The sequence below is a fragment of the Saccharopolyspora sp. NPDC045941 genome (assembly GCF_056431445.1).
The window spans coordinates 25,392-47,219 of sequence record NZ_JBWKKU010000034.1; the positions used below are offsets into that span (position 1 = coordinate 25,392).

General features: G+C 71.1%; 17 protein-coding genes. 12 read left to right on the forward strand and 5 right to left on the reverse strand.

Annotated elements, in window-relative coordinates:
• Positions 1-2: 2 nt before the first annotated feature.
• From sucC to AC07FN_RS25780, 9 genes are all read left to right on the forward strand, one after another.
• The gene (gene sucC / locus AC07FN_RS25740; RefSeq protein ID WP_478397948.1) at positions 3-1,169 is read left to right on the forward strand and encodes an ADP-forming succinate--CoA ligase subunit beta; all 1,167 of its coding nucleotides are present in this window, start codon (positions 3-5) and stop codon (positions 1,167-1,169) included.
• Positions 1,170-1,173: 4 nt separating this feature from the next.
• Complete coding sequence (gene sucD / locus AC07FN_RS25745; protein ID WP_452616948.1) at positions 1,174-2,058, forward strand: succinate--CoA ligase subunit alpha; 885 nt, start codon at positions 1,174-1,176, stop codon at positions 2,056-2,058.
• Positions 2,059-2,279: 221 nt separating this feature from the next.
• Positions 2,280-3,161 (forward strand): DUF5336 domain-containing protein, encoded by an 882-nt coding sequence (locus AC07FN_RS25750; protein ID WP_478397949.1) that lies wholly within the window; start codon positions 2,280-2,282, stop codon positions 3,159-3,161.
• A gap of 240 nt (positions 3,162-3,401) precedes the next feature.
• Positions 3,402-4,916: a cell division protein PerM gene (locus tag AC07FN_RS25755; protein WP_478397950.1), complete on the forward strand. Its 1,515-nt coding sequence runs from the start codon at positions 3,402-3,404 to the stop codon at positions 4,914-4,916.
• 190 nt (positions 4,917-5,106) lie between these two features.
• Positions 5,107-5,688 carry a phosphoribosylglycinamide formyltransferase gene (gene purN / locus AC07FN_RS25760; protein WP_342743198.1) on the forward strand — a complete coding sequence of 194 codons (582 nt, stop codon included), beginning with the start codon at positions 5,107-5,109 and terminating at the stop codon, positions 5,686-5,688.
• Complete coding sequence (gene purH, locus AC07FN_RS25765; protein ID WP_478397951.1) at positions 5,685-7,250, forward strand: bifunctional phosphoribosylaminoimidazolecarboxamide formyltransferase/IMP cyclohydrolase; 1,566 nt, start codon at positions 5,685-5,687, stop codon at positions 7,248-7,250. The genes purN and purH overlap by 4 nt, the downstream gene beginning before the upstream one ends.
• Before the next feature lie 566 nt (positions 7,251-7,816).
• Positions 7,817-8,530, forward strand: coding sequence for a hypothetical protein (locus AC07FN_RS25770; RefSeq protein WP_478397952.1), 714 nt, complete (start codon positions 7,817-7,819; stop codon positions 8,528-8,530).
• Positions 8,527-10,197 carry a DNA polymerase Y family protein gene (locus AC07FN_RS25775; RefSeq protein ID WP_478397953.1) on the forward strand — a complete coding sequence of 557 codons (1,671 nt, stop codon included), beginning with the start codon at positions 8,527-8,529 and terminating at the stop codon, positions 10,195-10,197. The genes AC07FN_RS25770 and AC07FN_RS25775 overlap by 4 nt, the downstream gene beginning before the upstream one ends.
• A gap of 75 nt (positions 10,198-10,272) precedes the next feature.
• Positions 10,273-13,578 carry an error-prone DNA polymerase gene (locus AC07FN_RS25780; protein WP_478397954.1) on the forward strand — a complete coding sequence of 1,102 codons (3,306 nt, stop codon included), beginning with the start codon at positions 10,273-10,275 and terminating at the stop codon, positions 13,576-13,578.
• A 224-nt stretch (positions 13,579-13,802) separates the two neighbouring features.
• Here AC07FN_RS25780 and AC07FN_RS25785 read toward each other — a convergent pair whose 3' ends face one another.
• A complete protein-coding gene (locus AC07FN_RS25785; protein ID WP_478397955.1) occupies positions 13,803-14,216 on the reverse strand; it encodes a MerR family transcriptional regulator in 414 nt (137 codons plus the stop codon).
• Positions 14,217-14,275: 59 nt separating this feature from the next.
• Here AC07FN_RS25785 and AC07FN_RS25790 point away from each other — a divergent pair, with 59 nt between their 5' ends.
• On the forward strand, positions 14,276-15,187 hold the full coding sequence (locus AC07FN_RS25790) for an NAD(P)-dependent oxidoreductase (RefSeq protein WP_478397956.1): 912 nt from the start codon (positions 14,276-14,278) through the stop codon (positions 15,185-15,187).
• 23 nt (positions 15,188-15,210) lie between these two features.
• Here AC07FN_RS25790 and AC07FN_RS25795 read toward each other — a convergent pair whose 3' ends face one another.
• Positions 15,211-16,488, reverse strand: a complete 1,278-nt coding sequence (locus AC07FN_RS25795) for an ArgE/DapE family deacylase (RefSeq protein ID WP_478397957.1) — start codon at positions 16,486-16,488, stop codon at positions 15,211-15,213.
• Between the two features lie 57 nt (positions 16,489-16,545).
• Between AC07FN_RS25795 and AC07FN_RS25800 the strand changes: the two genes are divergently transcribed.
• A complete protein-coding gene (locus AC07FN_RS25800; protein ID WP_029536194.1) occupies positions 16,546-17,007 on the forward strand; it encodes a universal stress protein in 462 nt (153 codons plus the stop codon).
• Between the two features lie 4 nt (positions 17,008-17,011).
• On the opposite strand, the gene AC07FN_RS25805 is transcribed toward AC07FN_RS25800, so the two are convergent.
• Both AC07FN_RS25805 and AC07FN_RS25810 read right to left on the reverse strand, forming a co-directional pair.
• Entirely contained in the window at positions 17,012-17,722 is a 711-nt protein-coding gene (locus AC07FN_RS25805; protein WP_478397958.1) for a class I SAM-dependent methyltransferase, read from the reverse strand.
• A gap of 72 nt (positions 17,723-17,794) precedes the next feature.
• Positions 17,795-18,145 carry a VOC family protein gene (locus AC07FN_RS25810; RefSeq protein ID WP_478397959.1) on the reverse strand — a complete coding sequence of 117 codons (351 nt, stop codon included), beginning with the start codon at positions 18,143-18,145 and terminating at the stop codon, positions 17,795-17,797.
• A gap of 43 nt (positions 18,146-18,188) precedes the next feature.
• On the opposite strand from AC07FN_RS25810, the gene AC07FN_RS25815 reads away from it, so the two are divergent.
• A complete protein-coding gene (locus tag AC07FN_RS25815; RefSeq protein WP_478397960.1) occupies positions 18,189-18,779 on the forward strand; it encodes a pentapeptide repeat-containing protein in 591 nt (196 codons plus the stop codon).
• Positions 18,780-19,046: 267 nt separating this feature from the next.
• On the opposite strand, the gene AC07FN_RS25820 is transcribed toward AC07FN_RS25815, so the two are convergent.
• Entirely contained in the window at positions 19,047-21,584 is a 2,538-nt protein-coding gene (locus tag AC07FN_RS25820; protein ID WP_478397961.1) for a TNT domain-containing protein, read from the reverse strand.
• Positions 21,585-21,828 lie beyond the last annotated feature (244 nt).

The following is a 21,828-nucleotide window of genomic DNA, read 5'->3' on the forward strand; positions in this document are numbered from 1 at the left end:
GAGTGGACCTGTACGAGTACCAGGCGAAGGAGCTCTTCGCCTCCCACGGAGTGCCGACGCTGCCCGGCGCCGTGGCAACCGATCCGCAAGGGGCCAAGGCAGCCGCCGCAGAACTGGGCGGGCCCGTTGTGATCAAGGCCCAGGTCAAGACCGGGGGCCGCGGTAAGGCCGGTGGCGTCAAGCTGGCCGAGAACCCGGATGAGGCCGAGACCAAGGCCGGGGCGATCCTCGGCCTGGACATCAAGGGCCACATCACCCGCAAGGTGCTGGTCACCACCGCCTCCGACATCGCCGACGAGTACTACTTCTCGTTCCTCCTCGACCGCGCCAACCGCAACTTCCTCGCGATGGCTTCCGTCGAGGGCGGCATGGAGATCGAAGAGGTCGCGGCGACCAAGCCCGAGGCGCTGGCGAAGATCGCGATCGACCCGATCGAGGGCGTCGACCAGGACAAGGCGCGGGAGATCGTCACCGCCGCCAAGTTCCCGGCCGAGGTCGCCGACCAGGTCGCCGACGTGATCGTCCAGCTGTGGGAGACCTTCGTCGCCGAAGACGCCACGCTGGTCGAGGTCAACCCGCTGGTCAAGGACCCGCAGGGCAAGATCATCGCGCTGGACGGCAAGGTCACCCTCGACGAGAACGCCGCGTTCCGCCAGGCCAAGCAGGCCGAGCTGGTGGACAAGGAAGCGGAGAACCCGCTCGAGGCCAAGGCCAAGGAGAAGGGCCTCAACTACGTCAAGCTGGACGGCGAGGTCGGCATCATCGGTAACGGTGCCGGGCTGGTCATGTCCACCCTCGACGTGGTCGCCTACGCCGGCGAGAAGCACAGCGGTGTGAAGCCGGCGAACTTCCTGGACATCGGCGGCGGCGCCTCCGCCGAGGTCATGGCCGCCGGCCTGGACGTTATCCTCGGTGACCCGGCCGTGAAGTCGGTGTTCGTCAACGTCTTCGGCGGAATCACCGCCTGCGACGCGGTTGCCAACGGCATCGTGCAGGCGCTGAAGATCCTGGGCGACGAGGCCACCAAGCCGCTGGTCGTCCGGCTCGACGGCAACAACGTCGAAGAGGGTCGCCGCATCCTGGCCGAGGCCAACCACCCGGTCGTGACGATGGTGGACACCATGGACGGTGCGGCCGACAAGGCCGCCGAGCTGGCTGCGGGGGCATGAGGCCATGGCTATCTTCCTCAACGAGAACAGCAAGGTCATCGTTCAGGGCATCACCGGCTCTGAAGGAACCAAGCACACCGCTCGGATGCTGCGCTCCGGCACCAACATCGTCGGCGGTGTGAACGCCCGCAAGGCCGGGCAGACCGTCGAGATCGAGGGCAAGCAGCTCACGGTCTTCGGCACCGTCAAGGAGGCCATGAAGGAGACCGGCGCCGACGTGTCGGTCGTCTTCGTGCCGCCGAAGTTCGCCAAGGACGCCGTGATCGAGGCCATCGACGCCGAGATCGACCTGGCCGTGGTCATCACCGAGGGCATCCCGGTGCACGACTCGGCCTACTTCTGGGCGCACGCCAACGCCACGGGCAACAAGACCCGGATCATCGGGCCGAACTGCCCGGGCATCATCTCGCCCGGCAAGTCCAACGCCGGCATCATCCCGGCCGACATCACCGGCCCGGGCAAGATCGGTCTGGTGTCCAAGTCGGGCACGCTGACCTACCAGATGATGTACGAGCTGCGGGACATCGGCTTCTCCAGCGCCGTCGGCATCGGTGGTGACCCGATCATCGGCACCACCCACATCGACGCGCTGCAGGCCTTCGAGGACGACCCGGAGACCGAGGCGATCGTCATGATCGGCGAGATCGGTGGGGACGCCGAGGAGCGGGCGGCCGACTACATCAAGGCCAACATCACCAAGCCGGTGGTGGGCTACGTGGCCGGTTTCACCGCGCCGGAGGGCAAGACCATGGGCCACGCGGGCGCCATCGTCTCCGGTTCGTCCGGCACCGCCGCGGCGAAGAAGGAGGCCCTGGAGGCCGCTGGGGTCAAGGTCGGCAAGACGCCGAGCGAGACCGCCAAGCTGATGCGCGAGATCGTCAAGGGCTGAGCCCGATCTCGACACGTCCTTTTCGGGGCCGGACGCCTTCGGGCGTCCGGCCCCGGTGGCTGTCTGCATGCTTTTGTGCGGGGCCGACGGAATCGCGAGCGCTTCGCCGGAGCCCGCAGGAAAGCCCCGGTTCGGCGGTCTTCCGGTACACCGAAGCCGGTTGATTCGATACCGTCAGCAAGCTCCGCCCCCGAGTGTTGAAGCGAGGAGTCCGTCCAGCCATGTCCGCGCCCTTCCCCCAGTCGCCGCCGCCGGCCGCCCCGGGACGCCCCGGCGTTTCGCTCGGTCTCAACGAGATCCTGGCCTTGGTGGCGGCAGGCGCCGGTCTGATCGGCTACCTGATCGGTTTCTTCGACGGCGTCGCCGGCGTGGCGATCGGCAGCCTCGTCGGGTTCTCCCTGATCGTCTCCGCCTCGCTGGCGGGTCTGCGGTTCGTGCCGAAGACGCCGAACGCGCTGTTCGCGGCCGCACCGCTGTCCGCCTACGCGACCCTCAGCCTGCTCCAGGACTTGGTCGGCGGCGGCTCCGGCGGAATCGTCGTGGTGCTTCTGCTGCTGTCCATCGTCCAGCTGGGTGCCGTGGTCGCCATCCTGCTGATGGAGGGCGGCATCGTCAACGCGCCGTCGAAGCCCGCGCAGCCCCCGAAGCCGCCCTTCGGCCAGTCCGCCCCGTTCCAGTCGGGCAAGCCCGGCGGCCCGGCCGGTCCCGGTGGCCCTGGCGGCCCCGGTGGGCCTGGTGGTCCCAGCGGTCCCGGTGGCCCTGGTGGTCCCGGTGGTCCCGGTGCGCCGGCGTGGAACCAGCCCGGCCAGTTCGGTCAGCCGAGTGGCGGCTGGAGCCCGGCGGCCGGCCCGCAGTCCCAGCAGTCCGGCAGCTGGGAGCCCGCCTCCGGCGGCTTCCAGTCTCCGAACCAGCCTGGTCAGGCCGGACCGTCGGGTCAGCCGGCGCAGTCGAGCCCGTCCGGTCAGCCGAGCCAGCCGCCGCAGTCCGGCCAGTCCGCGCCGACGTCGAACCCGTCCGGCCAGCAGGCGCAGCCGAGCCAGGGTCCCGGTCCGCAGGGCACTCAGCAGATGCCGCACCCCGGCGCCAATCCGCCCAGCTTCTGATCAGTTCGATCCGCTCGTCGCGCGGGCGGCCTTGTCACCGGTTCGTGCTGGTGGTGAGGTCGCCCGCGCGGTGTTCGCAGGGGCTACCGCGGAATCGGAAGAGCGCTTTCGGCACGGAGCTCCGGATGGTGACTCGCCGCAACGGTTATGTCCAATGTGGACGAATGCTGTCGCACGATGGGCGGAAGCAACGGCGTGTTGTGACCCGTTCGGCGTAACTTCGGTGCGACATTCGGCTGCGTGTCAGTGCTCGACTCGATCCCCCACGCCATCGCCGACGGTCCCCGCGAACGCCGGCACGGGATCCGCTGGTGGTTGCTCGCCGTGGCCGTCGGCGCCGTCCTGCTCGCCGGTTACCTGGTCGCCGCAGGACTGATAGCGCTGGTGATGGCGACCGCGGGCAGCGCGCAGTTCGATCCGGTCGTGGTCCTGGTGGCGGCCCTGCCCGGGTGGCTCGCGCTGCACCAGACCGCGCTGAAGATCACGGACGCGCCGCTGAGCGTCCTACCGCTGCTGCCCACCGCGCTGGTGATGCTGCTGATCGCCGCCGCATCCGCCTGGGTCGCGCGGCGGTCCCGACTGCGCCGTCCGGATCAGGCATGGCCGTTGATCACGGCGATGGGGCTGGTGCACGCCTTCGTCGGCACCGCCATCGCCGTGGTGCTGGACGGTTCGGTGAACGCGGTCCCGGTGGATGCGTTCCTGAGCTGCGGGCTGGTAGCCACGATCGCCTCTGCGGCAGGCGTGGCGAACCGGTGCGGGTTGATCTACCTGGTTTGGGAACGGGTCGAGGCCGAAGTCTGGTCGGGCCTGCGCCTCGGCCTGCTGGCGCTAGCCGCGCTCGTCGCTGCCGGTGGCGTGGTGCTGCTGGCCGGGATCTGCCTGTCGGCTCCGGAGATGGTCGCCGCCCTCGCTCGGCTCGGGAGCACGGCCGGCGACGCGATCGGCGCCACGCTGTTGTCGCTGCTCTACCTCCCGAATGCAGTCATGGCGGGCTGGTCCTTCGCCGCCGGAACGGGCCTGTCGATCGGCCGGCTCGAGATTCAGCCACTGCACGTCGCGCCGGGTCCGGTGCCGGACGTGCCGCTGCTCGCCGTCCTGCCGACGCACGATTCGGCGGCCTGGTGGGCGATCGTGTTGGGGTTGCCTCTGGTCGTCGGCCTCCTCGTCGGGACCGCCGCGCGCCGCGTGCCCGGGTCCCTGGCACGCAGGCTGCTCGCGGTCGGCGTGGCGGCAGCGGTCGCGGCGATGGGAACGCTGCTGCTCGCACACGTTGCCGGGGGCGATCTGGGCAATGGTCCGTTCGGCCAGGTGACGCTGCGTCCGGTCGCACTGGCCGCGGCGACGTTGTGCTGGATCGCCATTCCAGCCGCCGCCGTCACGTGGCTGGCCGGGCCGGACCTCGACGACGAGCTCGAGGCGGATGCCGAGGAGGCCACGGGCTCGACCACGGCCGGCGCCGACTCCGCAGACGAGGCGACCCCGAAGGACGACGCAACCGGCGATCCGTCTGATGCCTCCGCTTCGGACGCCGCCGACGACACCGAAACCGGCGCTGACGACACCACCGATGTCGACGACGACGCCCCGGCGGGCGACAACGCGTCCGAGGCGGAGGCTCTGGAACTGGACGACCTGGCTCCGGAGATTCCGCACGCCCGCGAGGCCGCGGAGTCCGAACAGCCCCGAAGCAAGCCCGCCGAGATCGACCCCACCGAATTCGACGGCGACCTCACCGGGGACGACCGGAGGTGAGGGCTGCGCCACTCGCCCGGGCCCTGGCGACGTCGGCGCCGCAATCAGCGCTTACGCTGCTTCGGGAGATCGTGCCGAGGCATGTCAGGAGCGAACGCTGAATCCGAGTACGCCCGACCAGCCGAGCGCCGCAGAGCACTCGAAGTCAACCCGGTTCGCCACCGCCGGCCCCGCACGGGTCGTCGTGCTGGTGTCTGGATCCGGAACCCTGCTGCAAGCGCTGCTCGACTCGACCAGTTCGCCGGACTTCCCGGTGCAGGTGGTCGCGGTGGGCGCCGATCGCGACGGCATCGAGGGACTGGCCCGCGCCGAGCGCGCCGGGGTGCCGACCTTCGTGCGTCGGGTCAAGGACCACGCCGACCGCGCCGAGTGGGACCGCGCGCTGACCGAGGCCTGCGCCGAGCACGAGCCGGACCTGGTGGTCTCCGCCGGGTTCATGAAACTCGTCGGCGCCGATTTCCTGGCCCGCTTCGCCGGCCGGTACCTCAACAGCCACCCCGCGCTGCTCCCGTCGTTCCCCGGCATGCACGGGGTGCGGGATGCGCTGGAGTATGGAGTCCGGGTCACCGGCTGCACGCTGTTCGTGGTGGATGCCGGCGTGGACACCGGGCCGATCCTCGCGCAGGAGGCCGTCGAGGTGCGGCCCGACGACGACGAGGCGAGCCTCCACGAGCGGATCAAGGCCGTCGAGCGGCGGCTGCTGGTCGACACCCTGGAACAGCTGGCACTGCACGGCTGGACCGTGCAGGGACGGAAGGTGAGTATCCCGTGACCACGAACTCGCAGGAGCGGCGAGCAGTTCGCCGCGCGCTGATCGGCGTGTCCGACAAGTCGGGCCTGCTGGAGCTGGCCACCGGGCTGCACGCCGCCGGCGTGGAGATCGTGTCCACCGGCGGTACGGCCCGCACGATCGCCGCCGCGGGCGTGCCCGTCACCCCGGTCGAGGAGCTCACCGGTTTCCCGGAGGCGCTCGACGGCCGGGTCAAGACCCTGCACCCGCGGGTGCACGCCGGGCTGCTCGCCGACGTGCGCCGCCAGGAGCACGCGGACCAGCTGCGCGACCTGGACATCGCGCCGTTCGACCTGCTGATCGTGAACCTGTACCCGTTCGTGCAGACGGTGGCCTCGGGCGCCGCGCCGGACGAGGTGATCGAGCAGATCGACATCGGCGGGCCGGCGATGGTGCGGGCGTCCGCCAAGAACCACGCGAACGTCGCCGTCGTGGTCGACCCGAGCCGCTACGAGTGGGTGCTGGAGCAGGTCCGCGAGGGCGGCTTCACGCTGGCCGACCGGGTCGAGCTGGCTGCGGCCGCGTTCCGGCACACCGCGTCGTACGACGTCGCCGTGGCGTCCTGGATGAGCAAGGTGCCGACCGGGGACGACTCCGTGTTCCCCGGCTGGATCGGGGAGACCTGGGAGCGGCGCTCCGCGCTGCGCTACGGCGAGAACCCGCACCAGCCCGCCGCGCTGTACGTCTCCGGCGGCGAAGCGACCGGGCTCGCGGCCGCGGCTCAGCTGCACGGCAAGGAGATGTCGTACAACAACTACGTCGACGCCGACTCGGCCTGGCGCGCTGCGCACGACCACAGCGAGCCGTGCGTGGCGATCATCAAGCACGCCAACCCGTGCGGCATCGCGGTGGCCGATGACATCGCCGCGGCGCACCGCAAGGCGCACGAGTGCGACTCGGTGAGCGCGTACGGCGGCGTCATCGCGACGAACCGCGAGGTGTCGGTGGCGATGGCCGAGCAGGTCGCCGAGATCTTCACCGAGGTGATCGTGGCGCCGGGCTACGCCGACGGCGCCGTGGACGTGCTGAGCAAGAAGAAGAACATCCGGATCCTGACCGCGCAGCCGCCCAAGAGCGGCCGGATCGAGATGCGGGCGATCTCCGGCGGCATGCTGGTGCAGGGCTCCGACGCGATCGACGCCGAGGGCGACGACCCGGCGAACTGGACGCTGGCGGCCGGCTCGCCGGTGGACGAGGCTACCCTGGCGGACCTGAAGTTCGCGTGGCGCGCCTGCCGCGCGGTGAAGTCCAACGCGATCCTGCTGGCCGACGACGGGGCGACCGTCGGCGTCGGAATGGGCCAGGTGAACCGGGTCGACTCGGCGCGCCTCGCGGTGTCGCGGGCGGGCGACCGGGCGAAGGGCTCGGTGGCTGCCTCGGACGCGTTCTTCCCGTTCGCGGACGGCCCGCAGGTACTGCTGGACGCCGGGGTTCGCGCGATCGTGCAGCCCGGCGGCTCGGTCCGGGACGCGGAGACCATCGCGGCGGCCGAGGCCGCCGGCGTGCCGATGTACTTCACCGGGACGCGCCACTTCGCGCACTGAATCCGGTGCACTGTGGACGGTGCGGTCGACTTCGGTCGGCCGCACCGTTTTCGTTTCGCCGGTCGCCTCGGCCGGGCGGTGATCGGCGCGCGTTTCGTTCGTGCGCATGGTTCCTTGCCTCCTCGGACTGCGTGCCGCAGCCGTCGGCGCAAGGCCGGTGGCTACGGGTGGGTTCGTTCGCCGTTCGCGGGCTCGCCGTGGGCTGGCCCGCCTGCTCGGTCGGCCGCCGGAACTGCTCGGACGGCGGCTTTCCCGCGAGCTGGAAACGCGGTCATGAGTCAAGTTGTAGCGGACATTTCCGCCAAGATCAGATGATCGAACAAATGTTCACCTAATCCGGTCGAAGCCCTTGACGCGGGTCGCTGTGCAGGGTTTACTTGACTTGTTCGAACTGAGGTTCGAGATAACGGAAGTGGCCGATGTCGGGGTCGGCTACTCCGATGGAACCGGCGCCGTGTTCAGGTGCAGGCGCAGCGCCGGGTCCACCGCTGCCTTCCCCGCAGCGGCTGAATGGGTGCCCGCGCCGGGGTCGGGCATCCATGCGGTCACGATGTGGGGAGGCAGCGATGTCCGCGATGGCGTCCTTGACGGCGCTGGGCGCGTCCACGGCTGACGGGGTGTCCGTGGGTGTGCAGGCCGTCGAGGCCGGCGGCATTCCGGGAGCGGGCCGGGTGCTGCCCACGCGGACGGAGCTCGCCGCCGTGCTGCCATGGCCAGGTTTGCGCCGTGGCAGCACGGTGGCGGTGCACGGATCGGTCTCATTGCTGTTCGCGTTGCTGTCCGAGGCGACGGCGAACGGATCTTGGGCGGCGGTGGTGGGGCTGCCCGGAATCAGCTTGGTGGCGGCGGCCGAAGCCGGCGTGGAGCTCGCCAGGCTCGCGGTGGTGCCGCGGCCGGGCGGAGACCCGGTGGGCGTGATCGCCGCACTGCTCGACGGGGTCGACCTGGTGGCGGTGGGTGGTACCCGGCAGGTGGCCGACTCGGATGCTCGGCGACTGTCGGCGCGGGCGCGCAACCGCGGCTCGGTGCTGCTGCCGTTCGGCCCGTGGACAGGTGCCGAGGTGCAGCTGTGCTGCGTAGGTGCCGACTGGCGAGGACTTGGACAGGGTCATGGTTACCTGCGGGAACGTGCCGTCACGGTGCGAGCAAGAGGGCGCGGAGCGGCATCCAGGCCGCGCTCGTGCCGATTGCTGCTCCCAGCGCGCGACGGAGCGATCGGGGTGCCCGCGGACGAGCCGGGCGAGAGCGCTCGGCCGCAGCTGCGCCCGGTGGCGGGGTGAGAGCGGTGCCGCCTCGTCGACTCGTCATCTGGTGCCCGGACTGGCCGGTGGTCGCCGCCTCCCGTGCGGCCGAGCTCGGCCCGCTGGTGCCCGCCGCGGTGTTCGCGGCGAACCGGGTGGTGGCCTGTTCCGAAACGGCTCGCAGCAGCGGGGTGCGTCGTGGGATGCGCCGCCGCGAAGCGCAGGGCCGGTGCCCGGAACTTGTTGTGTGCGAACACGATCCGGCCCGGGACGCGCGGTTGTTCGAGCCGGTGGTGGCGGCGGTCGAGGAGTTGATGCCGGGCGTGGAGGTCGTGCGTCCGGGCCTGGTGGCGGTCCCGGCACGGGGGCCGGCCCGGTACTTCGGTTCGGAGGAGGCCGTCGCCGAGCGCGTGCTGGACCAGCTGGACGCGCAGGTCGGCGTCGAGTGCCGGATCGGCATCGCGGACGGGCTGTTCGCGGCGGTCCTGGCGGCCCGGCGCAACGAACTCGTGGCCCCGGGCCGAAGCCGGGAGTTCCTCGCTCCGCTGCTGATCGAGGAGATCGACCAGCTCACCGACCGGCTGCCCGGGCAGCGCACCGCAGATCAGGCGGAGCTGGTGGATCTGTTGCGGCGACTGGGGGTTCGCACGCTGGGCGAGTTCGCGGCGCTGTCCTCATCGGACGTGTCCACCCGGTTCGGCCAGGCCGCGTTGCTGGTGCACCGCGCGGCCGGCGGCCGGGAAGAGCGGCCGGTCCTGCGGCGCCAGCCGCCGCCGGACCTGGTGGTGTCCGAGGAGCTCGACCCGCCGGTGGAGCGGGTGGACGAGGCCGCGTTCGCGGCCAAGGTCCTGGCGGACCGGCTGCACGCCAGGCTGGGCGAACTCGGGCTGGCCTGCACCCGGCTGGGGATTTCGGCCCGCACCGAGCACGGAGAGGAGCTGCACCGGGTCTGGCGCTGCGCGGAGCCGTTGACGCCGGCGGCCACTGCGGATCGGGTGCGCTGGCAGCTCGACGGCTGGCTGCACGGTCGCAGCGGTCGGCAGCGCCCGACGGCCGGGGTGAGCGTGCTGAGCCTACGGCCGGAAGAAGTGGTCGGGGCGGGTGGTCTGCAGCTCGACTTGCTCAATGCTGCGACCGGGGAGGCGGACGCCCGCGCCGGGCGCGCGTTCGCGCGGGTGCAGGGCTTACTCGGGCCGGAGGCGGTCCTGACCGGGGTGCTCGGCGGCGGCCGGGACCTGCGCGATCAGGTGCGGTTCGTGCCGTGGGGCGACGAGCGCCGTCCTGCGCTGCCCGCCGACCGGCCGTGGCCGGGGCGCATCCCGTCGCCGTCGCCCTCGGTGGTGCCGGATTCGCCGTGGCCCGCGGCGGTGTTCGACGACGAGGGCCACCCGGTGGGTGTGACCGGCCGGCATCGGCTCACTGCCGCCCCGTGCCGCGTGGAGGTGTCGGGTGGACGGTCGCGGGCGGTGTCCGGCTGGGCCGGGCCGTGGCCGGTGGCCGAGCGCTGGTGGGCGGAGCTGCTGGCGGGCGGCGCCGGCCAGACGGCACCGGCGGCGCAGGTGCCGGCGCGGGAGGTGGTGCGGGTTCAGGTCGTGCTCGAACCGGAGGCGGATCCGGCCGGGGACGGCGAGGCCGAGGTGGGCGAGGTGGCGCTGCTCTTGGTGCACGAAGGGGGCCGGTGGTGGGTGCAGGGTGCCTATCGATAGCGGCGAACACTCGTTCGAGTGGAGTGCGGCTTATTCGGTGGCAGCGGTGAATCGAACAGGAGTTCACTGGATTTCATGAGTTGGTTCAACCCTTCCCAGACCTGGTCGGACCTGGAGAAAGCACTCTCCGGCCGACTGCCTCCGGCCGACGGGTCCGGCCCGCGCGACGAGCGGCATCCCGGGGACGGGAACGACAGCCCGGCGTGGACCCGGCGGCGCGCCAGGTACGAGGCCGACGCCGTCGCCGCGGTGGCGGCGGTGCCCTATGCGGAGCTGCACGCGCACTCCAACTTCAGCTTCCTCGACGGTGCGAGCCATCCCGAGGAGCTGGCGGCGGAGGCGGCTCGGCTCGGGCTGGAGGCGATCGCGCTGACCGACCACGACGGGCTGTACGGGGTGGTCCGCTTCGCGGAGGCCGCGGCCGAGCACGGGGTGCGCACCGTGTTCGGCGCCGAGCTGAGCCTGGGGCTTTCGGCGCCGCAGAACGGGATTCCCGACCCCGAAGGACGCCACCTGCTGGTGCTGGCCCGCGATCCGGCCGGCTACGCGAGCTTGTGCCGGGCGATCAGCGAGGCGCACTTGGAGGGCAAGGAGAAGGGCCGTCCGGTGTACGACCTGGAGAAGCTCGCGGGCGCGGCGGCGGGGCACTGGCAGGTGCTCACCGGGTGCCGCAAGGGCGCGGTCCCGGCGGCGCTGGCCGAAAGCGGCCCGGCGGCGGCCGCCGCCGAGTTGGACCGGCTGATCGGGCTGTTCGGGCAGGACCACGTGACGGTGGAGCTGGCCGACCACGGGCTGCCCGCCGACTCGGCGCGCAACGACGCGCTGGCCGGGCTCGCCGATCGAGCTGGAGTGTCCACAGTGGCCGCGACCGGCGCGCACCTCGCCCGGCCGGACCGCGCCCGGTTGGCCGCGGCGGTGGCGGCGATCCGGGCCCGCCGCAGCCTGGACGACATGGATGGCTGGCTGCCCGGTTGGGCGGGCAACTACCTGCGTTCCGGCGCGGAGATGGCCGAGCTGTTCGCCCGCTACCCGGGGGCCGTGCAGCGGGCCGCCGAGCTGGGCCGGGAATTCGCTTTCGACCTGAAGCTGGTGGCCCCGAAGCTGCCGCCGTTCGACGTGCCGATGGGGCGCACCGAGGCGAGCTGGCTGCGCGAACTCGTCCTCCGGGGCGCGCTCGACCGGTACGGCCTGCCGCAGGACGATCCCGCGGCCTACCGGCAGATCGAGCACGAGCTGGCGCTGATCGAGCAGCTGGAGTTCCCCGGCTACTTCCTGGTGGTGTCCGACATCGTCGAGTTCTGCCGGGAGCAGCGGATCCTGTGCCAGGGGAGGGGGTCGGCGGCGAACTCGGCGGTGTGCTTCGCGCTGCGGATCACCAACGCCGACCCGGTCCGCTACCAGCTGCTCTTCGAGCGCTTCCTGGCCCCGGAGCGGGACGGGCCGCCCGACATCGACCTGGACATCGAGTCGGATCGCCGAGAGGAGGTGATTCAGTACGTCTACCGCAAGTACGGCCGGATGCACGCCGCGCAGGTCGCGAACGTGATCAGCTACCGACCGCGCTCGGCGGTGCGGGACGTCGCGCGGGCCCTCGGCTACTCGCCCGGGCAGCAGGACGCCTGGAGCAAGGAGATCGAGCACTGGGGGCCGCTGCCGGAGGACTCCGAGATTCCCGAGCCGGTGCGGGAGCTGGCCGGTGAGCTGCTGGGCTTCCCCCGGCACCTGGGCATCCACTCCGGCGGGATGGTGATCTGCCACCGGCCGGTCGGTGAGGTCTGCCCGGTGGAGTGGGCGAGGATGCCCGGCCGCACGGTCCTGCAGTGGGACAAGGACGACTGCGCGGAGGTCGGCCTCGTCAAGTTCGACCTGCTGGGGCTCGGCATGCTCTCGGCGCTGCACTACGCGATCGACATGACCCTCGAACACCACGGGGTCGAGGTCGACCTCGGCGAGCTCGACCTGAACGACGACGCGGTGTACGAGATGCTGCGGCGGGCCGACGCGGTCGGAGTGTTCCAGGTGGAGAGCCGCGCGCAGCTGGCCACGTTGCCGAGGCTGAAGCCGCGGGAGTTCTACGACCTCGTGGTGGAGGTGGCGCTGATCCGGCCGGGCCCGATCCAGGGCGGTTCGGTGCACCCGTACATCCGGCGACGGAACGGCTTGGAGGACTGGGACTTCGAGCACCCGTCGATGGCCGGCGCCTTGAAGAAGACCCTCGGCGTCCCGCTGTTCCAGGAGCAGTTGATGCAGTTGGCGGTCGACGTCGCGGGCTTCTCCGTGGCCGAGGCGGACCAGCTGCGGCGGGCGATGGGAGCCAAGCGTTCAGAGGAGCGGATGGAGCGGCTCCGGGGGCGGTTGTTCGAGGGGATGGCGGACAAGGGCATTTCCGGGGAACTGGCCGAGCGGATCTACCAGCGGATGCTGGCCTTCGCGAACTACGGCTTCCCGGAGAGCCATGCCCTGAGCTTCGCGCTGCTGGTGTTCGCCAGCGCGTGGTTCAAGTACTACTACCCGGCGGTGTTCTGCGCCGCGCTGCTCAAGGCCCAGCCGATGGGCTTCTACTCGCCGCAGTCGCTGGTCGCCGACGCCCGCCGGCATGGGGTGCGGGTGCGCGGGCCTGATGTCAACGCGAGTCGCGCCCAGGCCGATTTGGAGCCGGACGCCGACAGCGAGGGTAAGCGAGCGGTGCGCCTGGGGTTGGCTTCCGTGCGCAAGCTCGGCGAGAGCGCCGCCGAGCGATTAGTCATGGAGCGCGCGGAGAACGGCCCGTACGTCGACATGGCCGATGTGGCGCGCCGAACGCAGCTGACTGCCGCGCAGATGGAGGCGCTGGCGACGGCGGGTGCGTTCGGCTGCTTCGGCCTGTCCCGGCGGGAGGCGCTGTGGAACGCCGCCGCCGCTGCCGGTGATCGGCCGGATCGGTTGCCGGGCACCACCGCGTCGGCCGCGGCACCGGCGCTGCCGGGGATGGACGGCGTGGAGGTGGCCGCCGCGGACGTGTGGGCCACCGGGGTGTCGCCGGACAGCTTCCCGCTGCAGTTCGTCCGAGCCAGATTGGACGAGTTGGGCGCGATCCCGGCGGAGCGACTGTCCGAAGTGGAGCACGGTTCCCGGGTGCTGGTAGGCGGCGCGGTGACCCACCGGCAGCGACCGGCCACGGCGGGCGGCATCACGTTCCTGAACCTGGAGGACGAGACCGGCATGGTCAACGTCATGTGTTCACCGGGTTTGTGGGCGCGCTACCGGAAAGTCGGGCGTACCAGCGCCGCGTTGCTGGTGCGCGGAATCGTCGAACGAGCGGAAGGAGTGATCAATTTGAGAGCTGACCGGCTGCAGAAACTGGAAGTGCGCATCCCCTCGACCTCGCGTGACTTCCACTAGCCGCGGCGAGCCTCGCATCTCGCTGGTGACTGCGGCCACCGAACCGGGGCGTCGACCATGCCCGACCGGCAGCGGACGGACACTTCTCCCTCCCAGAGTGTTGTTCCCCAATCTGACCGGCGGACGCTGGAAACGCCAAGAGCCCGGGCACGACGTGCGTGCCGGCATGCCATGCCCGGGCCCGTTCGGTCCCACCGTTGGCCGCGTCCTGCGGGAAGGAAACGTCACGAGGGGTTGAACTTCGCGGCACCGGCCGCGTCGCAGGCATCCAGCTCGTCGACGCCCGCCGACACCGTGGCGTCGATGATGGTGTCCAGTGCGTCGCGGGCGGCCAGGAGGCTGGCCACGGCTTCGTCGATGCGCTCACGTTCCCGGTTCAGATCGGGCAGCATGCCGGAACAGGCCGGCGTCAGGGTTTGGCCGTCGTTGACCATGCACGGCAGCAATTCGGCAATGGTCGCGGTGTTGAGGCCCGCGGCGAGCAGCATGCGGATGCCTCGCACCGTGGCGACGTCACCTTCCGCGTACTCGCGGTATCCGCTCGGCCGTCCCAATGGCCTGATCAGCCCTTGTTCCTCGTAGTAGCGCAACAACCGCTGGCTGACCCCTGTTCGTCGGGAGAACTCTCCCATCCGCATGTGACGGCCACCACGTCCAGTTGACTCTCACATCGATGTGACACAGCAGTCTAGCCAGCATGACGAATCAGCAATCGGCAATGCAGCAGCACGCACCGGTCACCGTCGTCGGTCTCGGCCCCATGGGCCTGGCGCTCGCCGAGGCGCTTCTGGACCGCGGCCGCCCCACGACCGTCTGGAACCGCACTCCTGGGAAGGCTGACGGACTCGTCGAGAAAGGAGCCCACCGCGCGGAAACTGTCCTCGAGGCGGTGTCAGCGAGCCCTGTCGCGATCGCCTGCCTCAAGGATTACGAGACCATGTACGGGGTATTCGACTCCGCAGCAGACGCTTTGCCCGGACGAGTACTGGTGAATCTCTGTTCCGGTACGCCGAGCGAGGCAGTCGCAGCGGTCGGCTGGGCGAACGGGAGCGGCGCCGAGTACCTCGACGGCGCGATCATGGTGCCGCCACAGCTCGTTGGCCACCCCGAATCCGTCTTCCTGTACAGCGGGTCCGAGGAGGTGTTCGGCGAGCATCGGGCGACGCTGGCGAGCATGGGCGACGCCCGCTTCCTCGGCAGCGACCCGAGCCTGGCGGTACTGCACAACACGGCCCTGCTCGGCATGATGTACGCGACCATGAACGGCTTCCTGCACGCCACCGCCCTGGTCGGCTCGGCGAACGTCCCCGCGGTCGACTTCGCCGATCTCGCGATCAAGTGGTTCATGCCCACAGTGGTGAACTCGACCCTCGTCGAGCAGGCGTCCGATCTGGACGCGCGGAACTACCCCGGTGATCTGGGCACCATGGAGATGAACCTGAACGCACTCGAGCACATCGCTCGGACCTGCGTGGAGCAGGGCGTCCACGCCGACCTGCCGCGGCAGATGGCGACGATCGCCGAGCGGGCGATCGCTGAGGGCTACGGCGACAAGAACTACCTGGCGGTGTTCGAGATCTTCAAGAAGGCGGCGACGCCGGCTTCTTGATCACAGTGCGCTGAGGGGGTGGATCAGGCGGTGCCGCAGCGGCGGATCGCGAGCAAGGCGTAGGCACGCGCGGCCCGTTCCAGCTCTGCGATCGCGACGTGCTCGTCGTGCGCGTGTGCGTAGCGGATGTCTCCGGGCCCGTACTGGAGCGTCGGAACTCCGGCGGCCGCGTAAAGCCGCAGGTCCGTTCCGTACGGGGCGCCCACCGCCGCTGGGCGGGGCGCTCCGGCTGCTGCCGTGGCGTCCTGGGTTTCGGCGAGGAGCCGGTGTCCTTCGGGCAGCCGTCCGCTGGCGAACATCCCGCCGGGCCAGCTCACCCGCACCGGGTGTTCCGAGAGCCACGGGTCGGCGGCGCAAGCCTGCGCGATGGCGGCTTCGAACTCGGCCTTGGCGGCGGGGATCGACTCGTCGAGCCGCACGCCGTAGCGGCCTTCGGCGATCGCGAGATCCGGCACCGTGCTGGCCCAGTCGCCGGCCCTCGCCATGCCGATCGACAGCGGGTACGGCACTTCCAGGTGCGCCACCAGCGGGTCGGGGGCGGCGTTGCGGCGGGCCTCCAGTTCGCGCAGTACCGGAAGCAGGGCGGCGAGCTTGTCCAGCGCGCTCACACCGCGGTAGCGGGTGGAACCGTGGGTGCTCTGACCGGTGACTTCGAGCCGGAACGTGAGGGAGCCGCCGTTCGCGGCCACGATCGTGCCCGAGCTCGGCTCGGCCAGGACGCACGCGGCCCCGCGATGGCCTCGCTGGAGCGTCGCGAACGCCCCCAGGCCGCCGTCCTCCTCGCCGACGACGGTGTGCACGGCCACCGGCTGGGCGAGCTGGATCCCGGCGGCGCGCAGGGCTTGCAGCGCACCGAAGATCGCGGCCAGTCCGCCCTTCATGTCGCAGGTGCCCCGGCCGGCGGCGATGCCGTCCGCGACGCGCAGTGCGTACGGGTCGCGGTTCGGCCACCGGTCGAGATCGCCGGGCGGGACGACGTCCGTGTGCCCGCAGAAGATCAGCGCGGGCTCCGGACCGTCCCCGTGCACGCCGACGCAGCCGTAGGCGACGTCGCGGTCGGCTTCCTGCCCGGGAAAGCCGGGCTCCTCGGCGAGGGCAGGGACGTCGATGCGCCAGTGATCCACCCGGTGCCCCAGCGAGCCGAGCCTGTCGGCGCACCACTGCTGGGCGTCGTGTTCGCCGCTGGTGCCGCCGACGCTGGGGATCGCGACGAGTTCTCGCAGGTCGTCCAGAATCCCGTTCACGTCCACCGCGTCGAGCACACGACGTTCGAGGTCGGAGGGGGTATGCGCGCCGTTCACGTTTCGAGTGTGTCGTATGCGTCCACCGGCTCGACGCGCGCCCACTACCATCTCCGCGTGGCCGAAGGCGACAAGACCGAGCGGGAATTCGAGATCGGCAAGGACGGACTGGGCGGCATCGTCGTGGGCATGGACGGCAGCCCGGCGAGCTTCCACGCCGCGGCGTGGGCGGCCGGCCTGGCCAGGCGGGAGCGTGCCCGCCTGGTGCTGGTCTACGTCGAGGCGGTGGGCGGCGTCGCCTACTGGTCGCCGATGGGCGTAGCCGTGGCCAGCGAGGCGGCCGAGAGCCTGGTCGAGGAGCTGAAGAAGGAAGTCGTGTCCCACCTGAAGTGGGTGGACATCGATTGGGACTTCGTGCACCACCGCGGCGACCCGGCCGTCGGCCTGGAGCAGGTCGCCGAGCAGTACCGGGCGGATCTGATCGTGGTCGGCCGGTCCCGCCGGCGCGGCGGCCTGCTCGGCACCGTGCCGGCGACGCTGGTGGTGGAGGCGGTCCGGCCGGTCGTCGTCGTGCCTTGAGCTCTCACGAGCCCGGGGTCAGCACGAGGTAGGCGAAGCCGACCAGGCCGCGGTATCCGCGCAGCCAGCTGGTGCGGTGCTCGTCGGCCAGGGCGCGGACTTCGTCGCGCCCGGCCACGGTGGGGTTGTCCAGCAGCCACCTCTCCAAGGCGCCGCACCAGCGGGATTCGAAGCTGTCCCACTCGTCGGTGCCGGCGGTGGCCAGCCGCAGCATGCGGAATCCGCATTCCTCGGTGAGCTTCACCAGTTCGGCCAGCGACAGGTCCACGTCGAGGTCGTTCCGCATCGACGCGGTGTCCTGGAAGGCCTCGCCCAAGAGGAGTCGGCCGCCGCGCCGCAGTCGCGGCCGGATCGCTTCGAGCGTCTGCCGGGTGCCGCCCCACGCGTGGCTGCTGCCGATCGAGATGGCCACGTCCGCGGTACCGTCCCAGCTGCCGGCGTCGCCTTGCACCAACCGCATCCGCTCGGCCACGCCGCGAGCTTCGGCGTTGCGACGGCCCCGGGACAGTTCTTCGTCGGTGGTGTCGATGCCGATGCCGGTCGCGCTCGGCTCCGCTTCGAGCAGTCGGAGCAGCAGCTCTGCCCATCCGCAGCCGAGATCGACGACCTCGGCGGAGTCCAGCGGTGCCAGCGCGGCGATGAGTTCTTCGGCGCGGGCGTCCGACATCGGCGCGTTGAAGTCGAGGTCTGCATGTGCGAGCACTATCGGATTCACCCGGCGCAGGCTGGCAGAACCCCCGGCGGGGCGCCACGGGTTATTTCATTCGCGACGATCGGCTATTAATGCTCACCGGTGGGACAGGATGTTGACCACCGTTCCGCTGGGGTCGCGGCAGAAGAAGCGGCGTACGCCCCACGGCTCGTCGGTCAGCGGGTGCACGATCTCGTGACCCCGCCGCAGGGCTTCCTCGTGCGCCGCGTCGACGTCGTCGACTTCGACGGAGATGTCCGGGTGCGTCGGCGCCGTGGCGTCGTCGCCCATGATGCTGATCTGGCGCTGCGGATCGTCGGGCGCGCTCACGGTGACGATCCAGCCGAGGTCCATGACGACCTGGAAGCCCAGGGTGTCGACGTAGAAATCCCGGGTGGCCAAGAGGTCGTCGGCGTGGATGTTGGGTACGACTCGGCGCACGCCCATGGTGCCTCCAGGAGGGTCGGTGTCACGTGCCACTCTAGGAGCCATGACGAGTTTGGTCGGCGAGGATTTCCAGGACGCGGTGCTGACGGACGAGCAGTGGGAGGGCCGGACCTTCGAGCACTGCGACTTCACCGACGCCGACCTGACGGGCCTGAGCACCCGCAACTGCGTGTTCTCCGACTGCGTCTTCACCGGCACCGATCTCAACGGTTCCAAGCACGTCGCGACGGCGTTCCGATCGTGCAAGTTCGAGCGCACCGTGTTCGGCAAGTCCACCATGGACGGGTGCAGCCTGCTCGGTTCGAGCTTCGTGGACTGCCGCCTGCGCGCCTGGACGCTGCGCGAGACGGATCTGACGCTGGTCGGCATGGGCAAGGCGGACCTGCGCGGTTTGGATCTGCGCGGAATCCGGTTCCGGGAAGCCAATCTCGTCGAATGCGATCTGCGCCGCTGCGATCTCCGCGAGGCGGACTTGACCGGCGCGCGCATGCTCGGTGCCAGGCTGGACGATGCCGACCTGCGTGACGCCCGGATCGACGCCGATGCCTTGGTGCAGGCGAAGCTCTGGGGCGCCCGGATCGACACGCTGACGGCACTCGCGTTCGCCGCAGCCCACGGGCTCCGCGTCGACTGACCGGCAGTGCAACGCGCACGGCGCGAAGTTCGCCGGAACTCGTTGACCTGAAAGGGACTTCTGCCTCGCCGCTTGGCAGGTGCTGCTCGCTCAGGTTGCCGAATGCCGCAATCGAACCCGACTAGCAAGACACCTTGGGGTGAAAAGCCCGCCGTGGCAAGGAGAATCCCTGTTGCAGCGGAGGAGAAGAGGCGACCCGGAAAGAGCGAAGGGCGCCTGTGACCGGTGTTGCCGGTCGCAGGCGCCCTTCGCGCTGAGCTGGATCGGTTATTCCATGGGCGGGCGGTCGTTGGCCGGCATTTCGGCCAGGGTGCCGTCCGCGAGCAGGTCGCCGATCGTCGTCGGGAGCACGAACGCCGTGCCACCGCCGGGCTGTTCGAACCACGGCACCGCCGTGCCGCGCAGCGCCTGGATCGGCCGCTGCACCCGGTACGCGAAGTACGAGCGGTTCGACCACTGCGGCGGCAGCGAACGGTGCGTGTACGGCGTGCGGATCGCGTAGGTGACGTTGCCGTTCGGCTCGCCGAACCGGTCCAGTTCGGTGCCCGGCTGCAGCATCACGATCCGGCGGTCCCGGTACAGCGTCAGCGGCGGCTCACCGCTGAGCGGCTGGATCTGCTGGCCACCCTGCGGCTGACCACCCTGCGGCTGTGCACCGGGCTGACCGCCTTGCGGCTGACCCGGCTGACCGCCCTGCGGCGGACGCGGCGGCCCCTGCCGGGGCGGCCCCGCCATGCCCGGCCCACCGGGGCCAGGACGCCGCTCCGCGCCGCCGACCGGGCCCGGCGCGGGTCCGGCCTGGGGTACCGGCGCTCCGCTTTCCCGGCGAGGCTGGCGCTTCGGCAGCGGCGGCGGTGCGCCCGGACCGCCGACCGGCGGTTGCACGGGCTGCCCGACCGGCGGCGACGGCGGAGCCGCCGGCGCCGACTGCGGCGGCGCGGGCCGGTCCATGCGCGGTGCGGGCTGGAAGCGGGTGGCTTCTTCGCCCGCCTGCGCGGCGGTGTCCAGCGGCGGTTCTTGCGGTCCGCCCGCCGGGTCCTGGTTCGCGGTGAACAGCGGGTTCGCCCCACCGTGATCCGGTTCCGGCGCCGAACGCTGCGGCAGGTCGGGCACTTCCGCCGCAGATCGCTGCGGCAGGTCGGGCACCTCTGCGGAGCGCTGCGGGAGATCGGAGACCTCCGCCGCAGCCCGCTGCGGCAAGTCGGCCAATTCTGCGGGGCGCTGCGGGAGGTCGGCGACCTCCGGTGCCGAACGCTGTGGCAGGTCGGGCACTTCCGCCGCAGATCGCTGCGGCAGATCGGCGATTTCCGGCGACCGCTGCGGCAAGTCCGGCGTGGCACGCTCCAGCAGATCGGCCGGCGGGGCAGCCGCGTCTACCTGCGGCGGCGCGGGCCGGTCCATCAGGAGGCTGCCCAGCAGGTACGCCGCGGCGTGGTCGACGCGGGCGAACCGGACGTCCTCGCCGTCGTCGGAGCCGGCGGTGACGACCCAGTCGGCCCCGTCCTCCAGTAGGCAGCGGGCGTCCGGGCTGTGGCTGCCGATGCGGTAGCCGCGGCCGTCCACCTGGTGGTCGGTGAGCCGGTCGTGCAGCTTGGCAAGCACTTCCTGGGTGTCGGGTGCGTCGGTCTCGTCGAGCACGTGCCGGGATCCGCCCGACGGCTCGGGCTCGGCGAGCGCTTCGTCGGCCTCGTCGTCGAAGTCGGGTTCCGGCTCGTCCGCGGGCTCGGCGTAGTCCTGCGGCTCGCGGCCGAGCTCACCGTCGAGGTCGTCGGCGGGCTGGTCGAGCAGCTCGCTGACGGCCGCGTCGCGGGTGGCCTCGTCGACCTCGGACAGCTGGAAGGCGCGCCGGCGGATGTGCTCGACGAGCTCGGCTTCCGGCGGCACTCCGTACTGCGTCAGGTAGAAGGCGATGGCGCCCGGCCACAGCCAGGTGCCGTCGGTGTGCCAGGTGCCCGGCACGGACGCGGTGCGCTCCGGGTCGAGCTGGTCCTCCTCGTCCTCGCGGGAGGCGAGCACGATCGGGGCGTTCTCCAGGTACTGGCGCAGCGCCCCGACCTCTTCGGTCGGGATCGGCTCGCGCTCGGCGACGACCGGGCGGCCCTGCTCGTCGTAGTCGTCGAAGACGTTGGCGACCTGGAAACCGTCGGCCGGCTCGGCGATCCCCGGCTCCGGGATCGGCGTTTCGGCGACGGCGGGTTCGGCGGCCGGCGGGGTCTCGGGCTCGATCGGGTCCACGACCGGTGCCTCGGCGATCGGCGGCTCGACGATCGGCGCCTCGGTCACCGGCGGTTCGGGGACCTGCGCCTCGGCGACCACCGGCTCAGCGGTCGGTGGCTCGGCGACCGGCGGCTCGGCGGGCTGGAACTGCGAGGGGCCGTCGAAGCGGTCCCGCATCCAGTCCGGGATGTTCTCCTCGGCGCGCGGGTAGCGACGTAGTTCGTCGACGTACGCGGCGCGCGGCAGCGGGCGGTGCCACTGCGGTTCGGAATCGAAGTTGATATCGATGCGGTAGCTCGACGGGCGCTCCACGACGTAGAGGGCGCTGAGCCAGGTGCCCACATCGGGCCGGTACATGCCTTCGCGCAGGCGCTCGAAGATCTCCTGCAGTTCGGTCGGCGGCTCCCAGGGGTGGGAGCTGCCGTCCTGAGCGGCGACCTCACCCAGCAGGTCGTGGTACTCACCGGTGGCGCGGTACTCCACCGTGATCTCCTGCCAGTCTTCGGGAGCACCCTGTAACAGCAGAACCCCGATCCTGCGGGCGATCTGCTCCTGCTCTTCCGGACTGATCGCTGTCGGACGCGACATGGGTGACATCCTCCCCCTCTCGACGAGGCAACCCGACTCCACCCCGCCAAGACGCTACTCGACGCGGGTGCGGTCATGTGCGCTGTGTGCGAGTTCGGTGCCGTTCATCCAGCACACGTGCTCGCGCACAAGATCCTTGTCACAGCGCGCGGTGATCTCGTCACGAAAGCCTGCCTGTTGGGCGGGCGGATGAACATCACACCACCAGGTGTATCGATCAGCGGCGCCCCACCGGCGGCGGGCG